Annotated in this window: 10 protein-coding genes, 5 tRNA genes and 1 rRNA gene; all 16 read left to right on the forward strand. The window is 47.6% G+C overall.

The genetic code is table 11. The features are described from left to right. Positions 1 to 93 precede the first annotated feature (93 nt). Positions 94 to 2978 (forward strand): 23S ribosomal RNA (locus H9Q77_RS04195). 156 nt (positions 2979 to 3134) lie between these two features. Continuing rightward, a tRNA-Asn gene (locus H9Q77_RS04200) sits at positions 3135 to 3206 on the forward strand. A gap of 26 nt (positions 3207 to 3232) precedes the next feature. Then, a tRNA-Glu gene (locus H9Q77_RS04205) sits at positions 3233 to 3304 on the forward strand. A 31-nt stretch (positions 3305 to 3335) separates the two neighbouring features. Beyond that, a tRNA-Ile gene (locus H9Q77_RS04210) sits at positions 3336 to 3409 on the forward strand. Between the two features lie 39 nt (positions 3410 to 3448). After that, a tRNA-Asp gene (locus tag H9Q77_RS04215) sits at positions 3449 to 3522 on the forward strand. A gap of 24 nt (positions 3523 to 3546) precedes the next feature. Next, a tRNA-Val gene (locus H9Q77_RS04220) sits at positions 3547 to 3619 on the forward strand. Between the two features lie 152 nt (positions 3620 to 3771). Continuing rightward, entirely contained in the window at positions 3772 to 4287 is a 516-nt protein-coding gene (locus H9Q77_RS04225) for a hypothetical protein (protein WP_118693105.1), read from the forward strand. 50 nt (positions 4288 to 4337) lie between these two features. After that, positions 4338 to 5387 (forward strand): extracellular solute-binding protein, encoded by a 1050-nt coding sequence (locus H9Q77_RS04230; RefSeq protein WP_118693104.1) that lies wholly within the window; start codon positions 4338 to 4340, stop codon positions 5385 to 5387. Next, positions 5371 to 7110, forward strand: a complete 1740-nt coding sequence (locus H9Q77_RS04235) for a sensor histidine kinase (RefSeq protein WP_118693103.1) — start codon at positions 5371 to 5373, stop codon at positions 7108 to 7110. Before H9Q77_RS04230 ends, H9Q77_RS04235 begins: the two co-directional genes overlap by 17 nt. A gap of 92 nt (positions 7111 to 7202) precedes the next feature. Further along, positions 7203 to 7967 (forward strand): response regulator transcription factor, encoded by a 765-nt coding sequence (locus H9Q77_RS04240; RefSeq protein WP_118693102.1) that lies wholly within the window; start codon positions 7203 to 7205, stop codon positions 7965 to 7967. Between the two features lie 211 nt (positions 7968 to 8178). Continuing rightward, complete coding sequence (locus tag H9Q77_RS04245) at positions 8179 to 9603, forward strand: hypothetical protein (protein WP_118693101.1); 1425 nt, start codon at positions 8179 to 8181, stop codon at positions 9601 to 9603. A gap of 153 nt (positions 9604 to 9756) precedes the next feature. Then, the gene (locus H9Q77_RS04250) at positions 9757 to 11586 is read left to right on the forward strand and encodes an ABC transporter permease (protein WP_249326616.1); all 1830 of its coding nucleotides are present in this window, start codon (positions 9757 to 9759) and stop codon (positions 11584 to 11586) included. Between the two features lie 2 nt (positions 11587 to 11588). Next, positions 11589 to 13235, forward strand: coding sequence for an ABC transporter ATP-binding protein (locus H9Q77_RS04255; protein ID WP_249326617.1), 1647 nt, complete (start codon positions 11589 to 11591; stop codon positions 13233 to 13235). A gap of 219 nt (positions 13236 to 13454) precedes the next feature. Next, complete coding sequence (locus tag H9Q77_RS04260; RefSeq protein WP_249326618.1) at positions 13455 to 14579, forward strand: metallophosphoesterase family protein; 1125 nt, start codon at positions 13455 to 13457, stop codon at positions 14577 to 14579. After that, the gene (locus H9Q77_RS04265) at positions 14576 to 17206 is read left to right on the forward strand and encodes an AAA family ATPase (RefSeq protein ID WP_249326619.1); all 2631 of its coding nucleotides are present in this window, start codon (positions 14576 to 14578) and stop codon (positions 17204 to 17206) included. The genes H9Q77_RS04260 and H9Q77_RS04265 overlap by 4 nt, the downstream gene beginning before the upstream one ends. A 104-nt stretch (positions 17207 to 17310) precedes the next feature. Beyond that, entirely contained in the window at positions 17311 to 18537 is a 1227-nt protein-coding gene (locus tag H9Q77_RS04270) for a BMP family ABC transporter substrate-binding protein (RefSeq protein WP_249326620.1), read from the forward strand. The last annotated feature ends 1 nt before the right edge of the window (position 18538 follow it).

Raw genomic sequence — 18538 nt, forward strand, 5'->3', positions numbered from 1 at the left:
TCGCAAATGTTTAAAACGTTTTTCCAAGCCCCTTGTGTGCGCAAGCGCCCACCGGGTCATGAAAAAAAGTTTTAATCGCTTGCTAAGTTATTAGGTCAAGCTAAAAAGAGCGCAGGGTGGATGCCTTGGCACTAAGAGCCGATGAAAGACGTGATAAGCTGCGATAAGCTACGGGGAGGAGCACATATCCATTGATCCGTAGATTTCTGAATGGGGAAACCCGGCTGAGCATACCTCAGTCACCGTGCACTGAATCCATAGGTGTACGGAGGGAACCCGGTGAACTGAAACATCTAAGTAGCCGGAGGAAGAGAAAGAAAACTCGATTTTCAAAGTAGCGGCGAGCGAAATGGAAAGAGCCCAAACCGGAGTGCGTGCACTCCGGGGTTCGGACTGCATTTATGACTTCTGACTGTAGCGGAACGGTTCTGGAAAGACCGGCCAGAGAGGGTGAGAGCCCCGTAGGCGAAACGGAAAGAAGCAGAGCAGGATCCAGAGTACCACGAGACACGAGAAACCTTGTGGGAATGAGCGGGGACCACCCCGTAAGGCTAAATACTCCTTAGTGACCGATAGAGCAGAGTACTGTGAAGGAAAGGTGAAAAGGACCCCGGGAGGGGAGTGAAAGAGAACCTGAAACCCTGTGTTTACAAACTGTGGAAGTACCATACGAGTACAACCGCGTACTTTTTGTAGAACGGTCCGGCGAGTTACGTTTACTGGCGAGGTTAAGCACTTAAGGTGCGGAGCCGAAGGGATACCAAGTCTTAACAGGGCGTAAAGTCAGTGTACGTAGACCCGAAACCGGGTGATCTACCCATGTCCAGGCTGAAGTTGCCGTAAAAGGCAATGGAGGGCCGAACGCACATCCGTTGAAAAGGGTGGCGATGAGGTGTGGGTAGGGGAGAAATTCCAATCGAACCCGGAGATAGCTGGTTCTCCTCGAAATAGCTTTAGGGCTAGCCTCGTGTTAACCTTGTGGAGGTAGAGCACTGAATATCCTAGGGGGCGTCAAAGTCTACCGAAGATTATCAAACTCCGAATGCCATAAAGGTGATGCACGGGAGTCAGACTGCACGAGATAAGTTGGGTGGTCAAAAGGGAAAGAGCCCAGACCTACAGCTAAGGTCCCAAAGTGCGTGTTAAGTGGAAAAGGATGTGGGATTTCGAAGACAACTAGGATGTTGGCTCAGAAGCAGCCATACATTCAAAGAGTGCGTAATAGCTCACTAGTCGAGAGGTCCTGCGCCGAAAATGTCCGGGGCTGAAACACGACACCGAAGCTTAGGACTCCATTTAGGAGTGGTAGAGGAGCATTGTTAGCGCAGCGAAGCTGTACCGATAAGGAGCAGTGGAGTGCTAAGAAGAGAGAATGCCGGAATGAGTAGCGAGAGGAAGGTGAGAATCCTTCCGGCCGAATATCCAAGGTTTCCAGAGTAAAGCTGATCTGCTCTGGGTAAGTCGGGGCCTAAGGCGAGGTCGAAAGACGTAGTCGATGGATAACAGGTGGAGATTCCTGTACTATGTGTACCCAGAACTGTGGGGACGCATGTGGAGAGCACGAGCCGGGAAAGAAGAAACCGGTACAAGCGGGGTAGGAGTAAGGACAGCAAATCTTCCTTACAATCCGAAGACGTAATGTGGACCGAACCAAAGTAGGGAAGCGTGTGAGCCATGTGCCAAGAAAAGCCGCTATTGTGATACACATACCCGTACCGTAAACCGACACAGGTGGATGAGGAGAGAATCCTAAGGCCGACGGAAGAAGCATTGTTAAGGAACTCGGCAAAATGACCCCGTAACTTCGGGAGAAGGGGTGCCCTGTGAAAGCAGGGCCGCAGAGAATAGGCTCAAGCAACTGTTTAGCAAAAACACAGGTCTATGCGAAACCGAAAGGTGAGGTATATGGGCTGACGCCTGCCCGGTGCTGGAAGGTTAAGAGGAGAAGTCAGGCAACGAAGCTTCGAATTTAAGCCCCAGTAAACGGCGGCCGTAACTATAACGGTCCTAAGGTAGCGAAATTCCTTGTCGGGTAAGTTCCGACCCGCACGAAAGGCGTAATGATTTGAGCACTGTCTCGACAATGCATCCGGTGAAATTGAAGTACCAGTGAAGATGCTGGTTACCTGCGCCAGGACGGAAAGACCCCATGGAGCTTTACTCCAGCTTGATACTGGGATTCGATACTGTATGTACAGGATAGGTGGGAGACGTTGAGCATAGAACGCCAGTTTTATGTGAGTCGCTGTTGGGATACCACCCTTGCAGTATTGGATTTCTAACCTGCACCCATGACCTGGGTGGGGGACAATGTCTGGCGGGGAGTTTGACTGGGGCGGTCGCCTCCGAAAGGGTATCGGAGGCGCTCAAAGGTTCCCTCAGAATGGTTGGAAACCATTCGAAGAGTGCAAAGGCAGAAGGGAGCTTGACTGTGACACCGACGGGTGGAACAGGTACGAAAGTAGGACTTAGTGATCCGGTGGTATAAAGTGGGATTGCCATCGCTCAACGGATAAAAGCTACCCTGGGGATAACAGGCTTATCACTCCCAAGAGTTCACATCGACGGAGTGGTTTGGCACCTCGATGTCGGCTCATCGCATCCTGGGGCTGTAGCAGGTCCCAAGGGTTGGGCTGTTCGCCCATTAAAGCGGTACGCGAGCTGGGTTCAGAACGTCGTGAGACAGTTCGGTCCCTATCCGGCGCAGGCGGAGGATATTTGAGAGGAGCTGTCCTTAGTACGAGAGGACCGGGATGGACGGACCACTGGTGTATCTGTTGGCTATCAGAGCCATGGCAGAGTAGCCAAGTCCGGCAGGGATAAACGCTGAAGGCATCTAAGCGTGAAGCCCCCCTCAAGATGAGATATCCCTCAGAAATGAGTAAGACCCCTTGAAGACTACGAGGTAGATAGGAATGAGGTGTAAGCACAGTAATGTGTTCAGCTGACATTTACTAATCGGTCGAGGGCTTGACCAAAGGTTTTGGATAGGAAAGCAGGATGTAAGTTAGGATATAAGAGATTAGATTTCAGTGTTCGGTTTTGAGGGAACAAAATTCCCTTTATAAGTAGCTTGGCAATGCACGGAAAATGCAAAGCATTTTCTTAAATTGTCTTGCTACGCAAAGACATTTTCCTCGATAGCTCAATGGTAGAGCACTCGGCTGTTAACCGAGTTGTTGTAGGTTCGAGCCCTACTCGGGGAGTTTTTTCATAAGAAAATAAATATTGCGGCTCCATGGTCAAGCGGTTAAGACATCGCCCTTTCACGGCGGTAACACGGGTTCGATTCCCGTTGGAGTCATCTGATCACAGATCAGTCCCGAAAGGGTTGCGGACCTTTAGCTCAGTTGGTTAGAGCAACCGGCTCATAACCGGTCGGTCCTGGGTTCGAGTCCCCGAAGGTCCACTGAAAGCAGTTCCATTTCATAAGATAAATAATAAATATGGCCCAGTGGCTCAGTTGGTTAGAGCGTCGCCCTGTCACGGCGAAGGTCGTCGGTTCGAGTCCGATCTGGGTCGCTAAAGATTTTCATTAATCTTTATGGGGTCTTAGCTCAGCTGGGAGAGCATCTGCCTTACAAGCAGAGGGTCATAGGTTCGAGCCCTATAGGCCCCATTTTTATGTTTGAAATGAAGGAAAACGTCTTTATGCGTATGCATAGAGGCGTTTTTTATCTTTTGGAATTATTTGTATTTATGGCACATTGACGAAAAACGAAAGAATAGCTATGATGGAGTAATACAAGTACCGGGAAGGTGGGGAAAATAATGGAGCAGCGCATTTTGCAATATCGAAAACAGATAGATGAATGGCTGACAGAAATGGAGCAGAACGTGCAGACATTGTCACAGCACGGTGAATACTCAACGCAGGCTGTACAGAGGCAGACGCATACACAGAAAACTGACACAGAGAAAACCGACATAAAGAAAACTGACATAAAGAAAACGGATACCGAGGAACAGACCATGCAGGAAATGGTTCAGGACAAGCTTAAGGAGCATCTTGTGCAGGTGGGATTTTTCCAGCATGAGCGTCTGATCCATCTGATCGTTACGGTGACTTTTGCGTTGTTAGAGATGCTGGCGATCGTCATAAGTGTGATCTCCGACAGCCTTTTTACCTTATTACTCCCCATAGTGATCCTGATCCTGCTGATCCCATACATCCGCCACTACTACATCCTGGAGAACGAAGTGCAAAAAATGTATGGGCAGTACGACCGGATGCGGAGACTGCAACAGACAGCAGCCGGGAGCAAAATCGAAAAACCAGAGAGATAACAGAAACAATACAGTGAAAATAAACAAACGAAAAAGATAAGGGCAAAGTTATGAGGACTTCGTATAGTAAAAAACATAAAGTAGGAATATCTGTTCTGTCCGGACTGACTGCGGCGCTCCTGATACTTACTGGCTGCAGCAAGTCCGAAGAGACGGTCTATCAGATCCCGGAGGACAGAAAACTGATCGTCTATACCGCTCACAAAGCAGATGTATACGAACCGATCATCAAGGAATTTGAGGAACGTACAGGGATTTTTGTGGAGCTCAAAGCAGGAGATACTTTGGCACTTTTTGATGAATTACAACAGGATGCACCCGGTACCTTTGACGTCATGTTTGGTGGAGGTGTTGAAAATTTTGAGGAGTGCAGAGACTATCTGGAACCTTATAAGGTCAGCGAAATCGACCAAATTGCGGAACAGTATCGCACGGAGGGAGATGCCTATACGCCCTTTTCTGTGTTACCGACTGTATTTATCTATAACAATAAACTGGTCTATCCCGTAGCGGCTCCGAGAACCTGGGAGGAATTGCAGACCGATCGTTGGAAGGGAAAGATCGCGTTCGCAGATCCCACGAAATCCGGCAGTAGCTATACAGCACTCTGTACGATGCTTCAGGTATCGGATCAGGATGCGCAGAAGACGCTGGAGGATTTTACCGGTGCACTGGATGGTTACCTGTCACCCTCATCTGTAGCAGTACTGGAGGAAGTCAATGCCGGAACCAGACTGGTAGGTATTACCACGGAGGGAATGGCGAGACAAAAGATTCTGGAAGGGGCAGATATTACAGTGATCTACCCCACGGACGGCACCAGTGCCATACCGGACGCTACAGCGATCGTCAAGGGCGCAAAGCATATGGAAAATGCTAAATTATTTCTGGAATTTACCGTAAGTAGTGATGTACAGAGACTGGTGGAGGAAGTCTTTTTCCGGAGAACTGTCCGCAATGATATGGAAGAGTATGCAGCACCGGAGCAGACAAAATTAAAAACGATCGATTATGATATTCATTGGGCTTCTCAGGAAAAGGAAAAAATTCTGAACACATGGGAGACGTTACAGGGGAGAACAGATGAAAAAGTGGATTAAAAAGTCGTTTCACAGACAGTTGCTGGTCTGCTTCGGTGTAGTTGCGTTATTGCCGTTATTGCTTTTTGGGGTATTCCTGATCCAGACTATGGAGACCAAGATCAACAGCGATTATGAGAAAAAAGTAACAGAGCAGGCGGAACAGATAGATGCCGGCATATTGGAATTGTTTCAGGAGTTCGAGATGGTAGTGGAGAATATAAATGCTAACACCCGGATCGTGGAACAGATAGGTGAAGATGACACCTGGTCGAAGAGCAAGATTTACCTGCAATTCTATCGGGAAGTGGCTGATTACAGAGAATATGCCCAATTTGATCTGTATGATAAAAACGGAAAATGTATTTACACTACGGCACAGGGAAGTGCCAAGACAGATCTGCCGGTATACTGGGGCATCCTGAAAGCAGTCGAGGATAGTAAAGAGACGCTGGTGCTGCGGCGTGCAGATACTAATGACAGCAAGATTTTATTGTATGCAGCGGGTAAACTTATGGGAAAAGACGGTATACCGGAAGGTTATATTGTGATCAGCATGCGCGCAGAAAATTTTGAAAAAGTGCTTCATGATAAGGGAAATGCCAAAGTGGAGGTAGCAATCATGGACCCCTTCTGGAGAACCATTTATGATAATGGTAACCTGCAGGAAGAGCAGATCCGGGAAGAACTCATGGTTGGTCATAAGCTGCTGGGAGTATATCGTGCCGGAGAACTGCTGGTCCAACCGCTGGGAGACAGTGGATTGTATACTGCATTGTCCTGTCCCAGCGTGTTTTCAACAGAAGTATTGAACTCCATGTACAGTGTGTTGATCGTGATGCTGACCATCAGTGTCATTCTGTGTGTTTTGGTGGCTTCCCGGCTGGGTAGAAATATGACCCGTCCTATCGAACGGATGAATACGGCCATGCGTACACTGCAGGAAGGAGACCTTACCGTCAGGATCGTCTCCGACAGAGAGGACGAGCTGGGACAGATGTCCCGGAACTTTAATATCATGGCCAACGAACTGGAGCAAAGCGTGCAGGATAAGGTGGAGAAGCAGAAGGAACTCAATGCTTCCCATATTGCCATGATGCAGGCACAGCTGAATCCTCATTTCCTGTATAACACACTGGACACCATGAAATGGGTGGCGAAGGCCAACCATATCCCGGAGATCGCTACCATGGCGGCGGGACTGGCGAAGATCCTTAGGACCAGTATCTCCAAGAGACAGTTCATCTATCTGAAAGAAGAACTGGAACTGGTGAACTGTTATGTAGATATCCAGAAGATTCGTTTCAATGATAAGTTCTCGTACACCGTGGATCTGCAGGAGGGACTGGAAGAGTGTGTGATCCCCAAGCTGATCATACAGCCCATCGTGGAGAACTCGGTACTACACGGATTAAAGGAGAGTGAAGAAGGAAATATCCTTGTGCGGATCACAGGACAGGAAGATGTTCTGTGTATTGAAGTAACCGATGACGGTTGCGGCGCTCCCGAAGAACGGATAGATGCCATCAATCACAGAAGACAGGAGCAGCTGGTGGGGCATATCGGGGTCTCTAACGTGGATACCATCATCCGGCTGACCTATGGGGAAGAATACGGCATTCATATGGAGAGCCTTACCTCACACGCCGAAAACCCTATGGACGGACAGCGAACAGAAGAGGAAGGCGAAGTCCACGGTACGAAAGTGACATTACGATTGCCGGTAAGATACGGAGAAGCCTGAGGAACCGATACAGAGCAACGGACAGAGAGGAATTTTTACCGGATAGTGGGGAAATACCGAAAACGGGAAGAGACAATGGAGGGAGTAATACGATGTACAAAGTGATCGTGATCGATGATGAGATGCTGGTGCGCAGAGGAATCGTGATGGAGACAGACTGGCAGGGACTGAACTGTGTCGTCGTGGCGGAAGCCGGCAATGGGATCGAAGGACTGGAAGCCGTGCGGAAATATCATCCGGATCTGTTGATCTGCGATATCCGTATGCCCAAAATGGACGGCATCGAAATGCTGAAGGAACTGCGGGCAGAAGGCAATGATGTCAGTGTGATCTTTTTAACTGCTTACAGTGAATTCTCCTATGCGCAGAGCGCTCTGAAATTATTGGCCAGTGACTATCTGTTAAAGCCTTTTGGAGACGGGGAACTGGAACAGGCAGTGAACAATGCACTGGAGAAACGTAAGAGGACACAGGAAAAATTGGAAAACAGCAAGGATGAGCCGCTTCCCGAACTAGTCTTAAATAAAGGCGACAAGAGCAAATATGTCATGGCAGCCGTAGACTATATTTCCGCTCATTATGGGGATCCGGAACTGTGTGTGGCAGAGATCGCAGAGCACCTGGGGATCAGTGAAGGACATTTGAGTCATACATTCAAGAGGGAGACGGATTACACGGTGGCGGCATACATCACCAGAGTTCGTATGCGCACTGCCATGAAACTGTTGAATGACTGCCGGAATAAGGTGTATGAAGTTGCGGAGCAGGTGGGCTATCGTGATGTTGCACATTTTTCCAGCAGCTTTAAGAGGATTGTTGGTGTTACTCCCTCTGAATACCAGGACAGAAGCATGTAAAACCACAAAGATGCACAAAAGAAACGATAAAATATCAGAAAAACTATACATAGTATCAGAAATATTAAAATAATAACAGTTTTGCCTTATACAAATTGCTGAATTCCCAACGTATAATAGAATCATCAGAACGGAAGAGGGAAACATCCCATTCCAAGTACGTGGACCATGAAGGGTTATACAAACTATATGTTTCAAGGGAGGACAGCATATGAAGAAAAGAGTAGTATCGTTACTTATGATCTGTGCACTGAGTGTTGGTATGTTAGCCGGATGCGGCAGCAACGAGACCCAGAACCAGGCAACTGGAAGCGCAGATAACACACAGACAGCCGGAACCGAGACGGTGGCAGAGACCAAGACCCCGGAGGTAGCCGACGACGCAAATCTTACTGCAACTCAGCAGATCATCAAACAGGCAGAAGGAATGACCATGGAGGAACTGGCACAGAAGGCCATCGAAGAATCCAACGGCAAGACCTTTTACGGTGTAGGTAATTCCAGCCGTGGTAAAGCAGCACTTCCTCTGTTCATCGAGTATCTGCAGTCTATTGATCCTTCTTACAGCATGGAATTTGACTGGCAGCAGCCTAAGAACAACAAGATCTTTGAACAGCTGACCGCTGATTCCCTGAAGCCGGAAGGAACCTTCGCAATGACCCTGATCCAAGATGGTAATCAGATCGAATCCAAGATGACACAGACCGGAATACTGGATACGTTCATTCCCAAGGAATGGGCAGAGGCTAACGGAACCACACCCGATGCGGTGGACGGTTATCTGGCATTACAGACGCTGAATAAGGTATTCGAATACAACTGTACTGGAGATAAAGTATATGACAACTGCTGGGACTTCGTAGCGGAAGGAACTCACGCATTGTTCATGGATATTGATTCCGAGGTTGTAGGTAAGAATTTCCTGTACATGCTGACCGAAGACAAATACGCAGCCATGTTAAAGGATGCTTTCAATGCATTACCCGCTGATGAGCAGGCTTACTTCCAGCCCACGATTGATGAGATGGAATCCGAAGCCAATGATTTAGGCTTAGGCGCTGATGGTAAATATGCCCTGGCATGGATCAAGCTCTGGGTAGGCAGCTACAATGCCCAAACCGATGATGGACCTATCTGTAATACGCTGGTATCCGATTCCGCTACCGATCAGTGTGGACTGTTAGTATACAGTAAACTGCGTTCCGTAGAAGAATCCGCAGGTGTATCTGTGAACAATATTAAGGTTGCCGCTTATCAGGATGGTTATAAGGGAATTGGTGGCTACGGTTACTGCCATTATCTGTTTGTTACCGATAACAGCCCGCTGCCCTGGACTGCATGTGCTTTCATCGCATACATGACCTGTACGGAAGACGGCTTCAGCGCATGGGGCAAAGACATGGGCGGTTATTCCGCTAACCCTGAAGTGGCAAAGGCAATCGAAGCTACCTATCAGCACAGCACCGGCGGTAATGATGAGAACGGTAATGTTGTATACGAGAGCAAGAATGACAGAGGCTTCGACTGGTGGTCTACCGATGGCGAACTGGTGCTGGAAGATCCTGAGTACTGCGCATCCGTATCCTTCACGGTAGGAAGCTGGATCGAACTGTTACCGAAGTATACTGCTGAGTGATATGAGTGATATATGATATAGAAAAGTGACTATTCGTCCTGTCAGAATAAGAAAATCTGCTACATCATGCCTGCATGTAAGTAGCAGTTTTCTTATTCGCAGGGGTGGATGGTTTACAGGACCAAAAGCTTGTATTGGGAAGAGAGGTTAACCATGAATCAGAGTGCCACAAAAAAAACAAGCAAGATGGTGATTGTTCTGAACAAGATCAAGACGTATTTCTCCAAGCCACAAAATATCATTCTGCTTCTGTTTGGTATCGTACTTACTTTTACCACAGTGGCGCCGATCGTGGCAATCGTCGAGGATACCTTCAAGATCCATCCAGGCACCATCGATGCACATCTTACCGGAAAAGCAAGCGGATATTCCGTTGCCAACTATGTGGATCTGTTCACCAGTAAACTGGCGAGAACAAATCTGTGGACACCGCTGTTAAATACTGTTCTTTTGGCAGTCTTTACCTGCCTGATCTCCATTTTGTTCGGCGGTTTGTTCGCATTCTTAATTACGAGAACCAATTTAAAATGTAAAAAATATCTAAGCTCCATTTTTATTTTCCCCTACATCATGCCCCAGTGGACACTGGCAGTGGTATGGCAGAATGTATTCAACAGTAATGTAGTCACCGGAACCTCCAACGGACTGCTGGCTTCGCTTTTTAATATTACGATGCCGAAATGGTGGTGCTTGGGATTGTTCCCCAGTGCAGTGGTATTGGGACTGCATTACGCCCCCTTTGCCTACATACTGATCGGCGGCATCTTCCGCAACATGGATGCCAATCTGGAGGAAGCAGCGACGATTTTGGATACACCGAAGTGGAAGACCATGTTCCGCATTACCTTACCTATGGTAAAGCCGGCGATCCTTTCCACGATCCTGCTGGTATTCGGAAGCGCCATGGGAAGTTATCCCGTACCTCACTATCTGGGACTGACCACTCTATCCACAAAGTACATCTCCATGAACTCCAAGTATACCGGGGAAGCCAGTATTCTTGCCATCATCATGATGATCTTTGGTGTGGCGATCCTGTTAATGAACCAGATGAGCTTAAAGAGCCGTAAGAATTATACGACGGTTACCGGTAAATCCGGACAGATCTCCAAGATCAACTTAGGAAAGATTGGAAAATACCTGATCGCGGTCATTCTGATCGTTATCACCTTCTTCACCAGTATTTTCCCGATCTTGTCCTTCGCACTGGAGACTTTCCTTCCGAATCCGGGAGATTACAGTTTCCTGTACACCATGGATCCCAGTGCTCTGACCACCAAGTGGTGGCTGACGGATAACAACGGAGCCGGTGCTCTGTACGGACAGCCCGGTATCCTTCACAATCCGCTGATCTGGAGAGCATTCAAGGGAACGATGTTAGTCGCTGTATGTTGTGCTCTGATCGCAGGTACCATCGGTACTCTGATCGGTTATGCAGTATCCAAGAACCGGAGAAGCAAGTGGGCAAATTACGTCAATGGTGTGGCATTCCTGCCGTACCTGATGCCGTCCCTGGCAGTGGGCGCAGCCTTCTTCATCCTGTTCTCCAATGACAAGATCAACCTGTTCAATACTTACACATTGCTGATCATCGCAGGCGTGATCAAGTACATTCCTTTCGCCAGCAGAAGTGCACTGAACTCCATGCTACAGCTGTCGGGAGAGATCGAGGAAGCGGCCATCATCCAGGATATTCCCTGGTACAAGCGGATGCTGCGGATCATCATTCCGATCCAGAAGTCTTCCATTATCAACGGATATATGCTTCCGTTCATGACCTGTCTGCGAGAGCTGTCCCTGTTCTTACTGCTATGTACGCAGGGCTTTATCCTCTCCACGACACTGGATTATTTCGATGAGATGGGACTGTATGCATTTTCCAGCGCCATCAACCTGATCCTGATCGTAACGATCCTGATCTTTAACACTTTGGTAAATAAACTGACCGGGGCCAGCCTGGATGAAGGTATCGGAGGTAAATAACTATGCCGGAAATCAAATTAACACATGTTACAAAACGTTGGGGAAAATTCTATGCGGTAGATGATCTGAGTCTGGATATGGAGGACAATTCCTTTATCACTCTGCTTGGTCCCTCCGGTTGCGGCAAGACCACTACTTTACGTATGATCGCCGGTCTGGAGACCCCTACCAGCGGGCAGATCAAGATCGGAGACCGGGTGGTATTCGACAGTGAAGCGGGAATCAATGTTCCTGCAAATAAGAGAAAAGTCGGATTCCTGTTCCAAAACTACGCACTGTGGCCGAACATGACGGTATACCAGAACATCTCCTTCGGACTGGGCAATATCAAGGAAGAACTTCCCGTGATCGATGAGGATGCCAAAGCTTTAAAAAGTATGATCAAGGCACTGGAGAATCCGGGAGAGCTGGTAAAACTCATTGAGGAATGTAGAGATAAAAAGGGAAAATTAGACCTGGATATGGTCTACCTGAAGCTGATCGATAATTATACCATTTCTATCTATACTGCAAAGGAGCTGTATAATTATAAACTCCACGAGGCAGCAGACAAAGAAAGTGTATCAAAACAAAAGAAGCAGGAACTGACTGCCAAGCTGGACAGCATCCTGGCAGGTCATAAGGAAAAAGGGGAAGAGCTTAACGAGAAATTCGAAGTCGTATCCGGTGGCAAGGTAGTAACCAGGGTCAGAAAATATTCCAAGGAAGAGATAGACCTGGCGGTACGCAGAGTATCCCGTATCGTTAAGATCGGAATGTTCATGAACCGTTATCCCGCAGAACTGTCCGGTGGACAGCAGCAGAGAGTTGCTATTGCCAGAACACTGGCACCGGAACCCCAGGTACTGTTCATGGATGAGCCACTGTCTAACCTGGATGCGAAACTCCGTCTGGAAATGAGATATGAACTGCAGCGTCTGCATGTAGAGACCGGAAGCACCTTCGTATATGTAACCCATGACCAGATGGAAGCTATGACACTGGCAACGAAGATCTGCCTGATCAACAACGGTGTGCTGCAGCAGTATGAAGCACCGTTGACTGTGTACAGCAGACCCAACAACCTGTTTGTGGCTGATTTCGTAGGAAATCCTTCCATTAATTTTATCGAAGCCAAGGGTGTGCAGAATGAAAACGGCAGCCTGGATGTGACGATCTTAGACGGTAGAAAGGCAAAGTTTGTTCCAAAAGAACATCTGGATCTGCAGAGATGGTTTGCAGAGAGAGATAAGAACGAAGCCGATGAGGCAGCCCGTCACAAAGAGAAAATGCAGGATAAGAAAGCTGTGGAGAAATCCAACAAGGATGAAGTCTTCAAGTATCATATTGCCAGAGTGAACGAGGATGATTATGCACTGCAGGAAGCTCCCGTGATCACCAACGAGGATTTTGTCATCGGTGTACGTCCCGAAGCCCTGCAATTACACGATGGCGCAGGACTGGACGGCGTGATCTACGGTGCCATGCCCACGGGTATGGAATCCACGATTAAGCTTCGTATCGGTGATTTCCTGTTGACCGGCGTGGTCTTCGGCAATACCGCCTACAAGATCGGCCAGGAAGTGAAGTTCGAGATCGGTGGAGAAGATATTCTGTTATTTGACAGAAAATCCGGAAAACTCATTACAGCCGGCAGACTGCAGGTATAATCATAAACACAGGTGATTCAGCATCTTAAAAAAACGTATCGGAAAACGAGACCGAATGTCTCACTACCGATACGTTTTTGTTGTAATCGAACAAAGATTCGTATATAATGAATATGTCTGCAAAACGAGAACATCAAAGATGCAGTTTTGCGAATGAGGTTCTGCATCGTTACAATCTTTTGCAACAGGTGCTACAGGGTTAATGCGGGAGGCAGCAATATGAAAATCATCCATTGTGCGGATATCCATCTGGATTCCAAAATGAGTGCAAATCTGACCAAAGAAAAAGCGAGAGAACGTAAGACGGAATTGTTGACCACCTTTCAGAATATGGTTGCATACGGGGCAGAACAGGGCGTGGCGGCGATCATTATTGCAGGGGATCTGTTCGATACGAAAAACGTATCCGCTACCGCCCGGAATGTGGTAAAAGACTTAATTCAGGGACATCCCCAAATAGCTTTTTATTACTTACAGGGGAATCATGACGAAGGAAGCTTTACGTCCAGTCTTTCGGAACTTCCGGAGAATCTTCATCTATTTGGGAACAACTGGACAAGCTATGAACTTTCAGGGACGGAGAATACCTCAGGTAAGGGAGTTGCAGTTACCGGGGTGGAACTGACACCGGAAAACAGCGGAAGCATCTATCATACATTGTCTCTGGACGCAGATCAATGCAACATTGTAGTCCTGCATGGGCAGGAATCGGAATACAGTGCGAGAGATAAGGCGGAGATCATTCATCTGACGGCATTGAAAAATAAGGGAATTGATTATCTTGCCCTGGGACACATCCACAGCTATAAAAAAGAGCGTCTGGATGCGAGAGGCGTCTATTGCTATTCCGGCTGTCTGGAGGGCAGAGGGTTTGACGAATGCGGAGAGCATGGTTTTGTGATGCTTGACATTGATGAGCTGACAGGTACAATTGACAGTACTTTTATTCCTTTCGCATCCCGGAAACTCTATACCATTCCGGTGGATATTACCGGTTGTGAATCCACGACGGAAATCCTGGAACGGATGAGAGATGAGACAGCCGGGAAAGGTTACCCGGAGAAAAGTCTGATCAAGTATGAACTGGTCGGGAAAATAGATGTGGAAAGTGAAAAGGATATTGATTTTCTGCTACATCAGTTCAGCCACCTTTTTTATTTTGTGAAGATTAAGGACAACTCTGCGTATCTGGTGGATTATGCTGCTTTTGCAAAGGACAAGTCCTTAAAAGGAGAATTTATCCGTACGGTCATGGGCAGAGGGGATCTGTCGGAAGAGGATAAGGCGACAGTGATACATTACGGATTGCAGGCACTGGCCGGAGAGGAGATCCTGGACGTATGAAACTGATCAAATGTCACATTGAGAATTTCGGAAAACTAAGTGATTTTACATATGACTTTACAGATGGCTGCAACACCGTCTGTGAGGAAAACGGCTGGGGAAAAAGCACCCTGGCAGCATTCTTACGCGTTATGCTTTTCGGATTCCGGAATGAAGGGAAGAGAGATCCGCTGGAAAATGAGAGGAAGAGATACAGTCCCTGGCAAAAGGGCGTCTACGGCGGAGAACTGCAATTTGAAAGTGAAGGAAAGCAATATTCTGTCCGCAGAACCTTCGGAAGTAAAAGCGCAGAAGATGAATTTCAGCTGACAGATACGAAAACAAATCTGCCATGCAGAGATTTCACACAAAATCTGGGAGAAGAGTTGTTCCGGATCGACGCAGGATCCTTTGAACGAACGATTTTCATCTCACAGAATGACTGCGAGACCTTTGTTACGGACGGCATCAATGCCAAGATCGGGAATCTGGCGGAGAATACGGACGATATCAATAATTTTGAGACAGCGGACAAGCGGTTGAACGATCTGTTAAACAGCATGTCACCCTCTCGTAAGACCGGATCGCTCCGTCAGAGCAAGGACCGCATTACGGAACTGAAGACGCAGATCCGTAACGGGCAGGAGATACAGAATACGATGGAAAGTATTGATACCCGGAAAAAGGCGGCGATCGAGGAGAGAGAAAAGCTTTCTGCGGAACTGACAGAACTGCAGGAGAGACAAAAGAAACTGGGAATTTATAAGGATCAACAGGCGAAAAAAGAGAAGTACCTGGATCTGCGTGCAAAAATGGCACAGAGACAGCAGACTTTAAAAGAAGCGGAAAGCTATTTTAACGGCGTGATACCAAAAGGGGAAGAATTACGCGAAAAAACAGCCATCTGCAATCAGGGGATTTCTGTCCGCAAAGCAATGGAAATCTATTGCCTGACAGAGGAAGAACAGGCGCAGTGTAAAGATAATTTTCCCATGGTGGACAATGCCCGGCTGGAAGAAAAATATGCTGAGGCACAAGAACTTGAGAGCCTGGAAAGTACGATAAGAAAAAATGCCCTGTCAGGGGAAGAGAGCAGACGGTTAGAGGAGCTTTCCGGATATTTTGCGGAAGGAATGCCGCAGGAGGCGGAGATCGACAGTGTAAAAAATGCCTGGACGAACCGCAATGAAGGAAAAAGTCTTCTGCAGGCGAAAGAAATACAGAGGAAAACCCTGCAATCCATACAGGCACAGGAAGATGCCAGATGCATGCGGGAACAGGAAGAAGCAGGTAAAAGGAAAAAAATGCTGTTGCTTTTTGGCATTCTTTTATCGCTTGGCGGTTTTGCTGTGATCCTGTTGGGACAGGGAGTGATCGGAGGAGTCCTGATCGTACTGGGAATTGCAACTGTGGCAGCGGCACTGTTGTTTACAGCAGGCAGATCCAAAGTCCAAACGGGAGAAAATACAGAGCTTTCCTATTTGGAACAGGAAATGGAAGAACTTGAGGCACAGATCCGCATAGAGGAAGGACAGATTGAGGATTTCTGCACTCGTTGGGGACTTCGGGAAGGACTGGAACTGACCTCCTGGCTTGTGGAACTGCAGAATAAGAGAAAAGATTACGAGGCACTTTTGGAGCGGCAGAAGCAGGACGGATCGGATGAAAAGACTGCGAGAATTGCCGCATTGCAGAAAGATTTGCAGCAGTTTTTTGCAGAATACGGAGAAGTACCGGAAACACAAAATTATCTTGCGGCATTGCATGAACTGGCGGGAAAGTGCAGACAGAGACAGCTTTTACTGGAAAAACAAAAGAAATATTTACAGCAAAAACAGAAATACGAAGCGCTGGAAGAACAGGTAAAAGACTATTTTGTGTCGTTGCAGCTGATTCCGGAGGAGCATCCGGAAGAACAGTTGGCCGAACTGGAAAGTCATAGAAAGGATTATGAGAAGGAGTTACAGGAATATCGGAGAATCGAGCAGGAGATAAAAGCGTTTGAAGCGAAAGAGGACATTCCGGCACTTCTGGCACTGAAGCTCCCGGAGGGAGAGGAATCCCTGGAAAGTCTGGCAGATGAAATGCAGGTCCTTTCGGAGCGTATGGAAGAACGTTTTCAGACCATTGACAGCTATCAGAAACAACTTTCCGACTTACAGGAATCCTGGGATAATGTGGAAAATATGCAGGAAGAGCTTGAAGCGTTGCAGGAGAAGACAGAGGAAGGACTCAAACAATATGAATTGCTTGGAATGACAAAAAATCTGTTGGAACAGGCAAAGAGTTCGTTCACTGCGAAATATACAGAACCTGTCATGCAGGGGTTCCGGAAATATTACAGAATTCTCACGGGAACGGAATGCGAAAATTATCAGATGGATGCCAATACCAGATTGCAGGTCGTTGAAGGCAATATGCCCCGAGACATCGGATATCTGAGTCTGGGCAACCGTGACCTGATCGGTATCTGTATGAGACTTGCTTTGGTGGAAGCCATGTATGAGGAACAGAAGCCGTTTTTGATTCTGGATGACCCTTTTGTGAATCTGGATGAGAACCGGACCAAGGGAGCAATGCGGTTCCTTACAGAGATCGCGAAAGAGTATCAGGTGATTTATTTTACCTGCCATGGCAGCAGGGAATAAGGGAAGGCTGTAGTTTATATTTGTAGAATCAACCGATTCTGAGAAATCAGACGGTAGAGATAAGAGATATACATAGACTACAAAAGAGAAAGGGGTACTTGTATATGGGAAGAGGTAAAACAGGAAACTTTTGGAAGACAGCGGCAATTCTTCTGGGGTGTGCATTACTGACAGGCTGCGGAAATACCGGCGAAGTGGACGATTATGCTACAAACATCGGATATGAGGCAAGGGGTAGCAATGGGACTACGCAGGTGGTGCAGTCGGAAAGCGGCAGCAGCGCAACAACACAGACTGCAGGGATTCCAAAGGAGGAGATCAAGGTAGGAGTACTGCATCTGTCGGATCCGGCGGAGGGCAGCGGTTATACATATACGCATGATCTGGGAATTCAGGGAATGCAGCAGAATCTGGGATTATCAGATGATCAGATCATCCGCAAGATTAATGTCAATGACAGTGATACGCAGGAGACCAGACAGGCAATTCAGGAATGTATTGATGAAGGCTGTAATATCATCTTCACTACCAGCTGGGGATATATGGAAACTACAGCGGAAATGGCGGAAGAATATCCGGACGTGTACTTCTCCCATGGCACCGGCTACCTGAGCAACGGTAAAAATTTCAACAACTATTTCGGCAGAATTTATCAGGCGAGATATTTGAGCGGTATCGTGGCGGGAATGAATACTTCTTCCAATAAAATCGGGTATGTGGCAGCTATGGATTCTTCCAATTCGGAAGTCACCGGCGGTATTGATGCCTTTGCACTCGGCATCTATTCGGTCAATCCGGACGCAAAAGTATATGTAAGGGTGACAAACAGCTGGTACGATCCCGAGGGAGAAAAAGCTGCGGCACAGACACTTCTGAATCTGGGGTGTGATGTGATCGCACAGCATTGTGATACCGTATATCCCCAGACGCTGGCACAGGAAAAGGGTGTGTACAGTATCGGATATAATTCGGATATGAGTAAGGATGCTCCGCAGTCCTGCCTGTGCAGCGTCATCTGGAACTGGAGTGCCTATTATACAGCGGCTGTCCAGAGCATTATCGATGGCAGCTGGGACGGCAGCAATTACTACGGCGGCATGAATGAAAATCTGGTAGGCATCACGGATCTGGCGGACTTTTGTGCGGAAGGCACGAAAGAGAAGGTAGAGGAAGCCAAAAAGCAGATTTTATCCGGAGAAAACGGGGTATTTGACGGCGTGATCGAGACGAATACGGGAGAGACCGTGGGCAAAGAGGGAACGACGCTGGATGATGCAACGATTACCGGTGGTATCAACTGGTATTTCAAGACCGTATCTGTGGTAGAATAGG

Source organism: Simiaoa sunii (assembly GCF_014337175.1).
Classification (GTDB): Bacteria; Bacillota; Clostridia; order Lachnospirales; family Lachnospiraceae; genus Acetatifactor; species Acetatifactor intestinalis.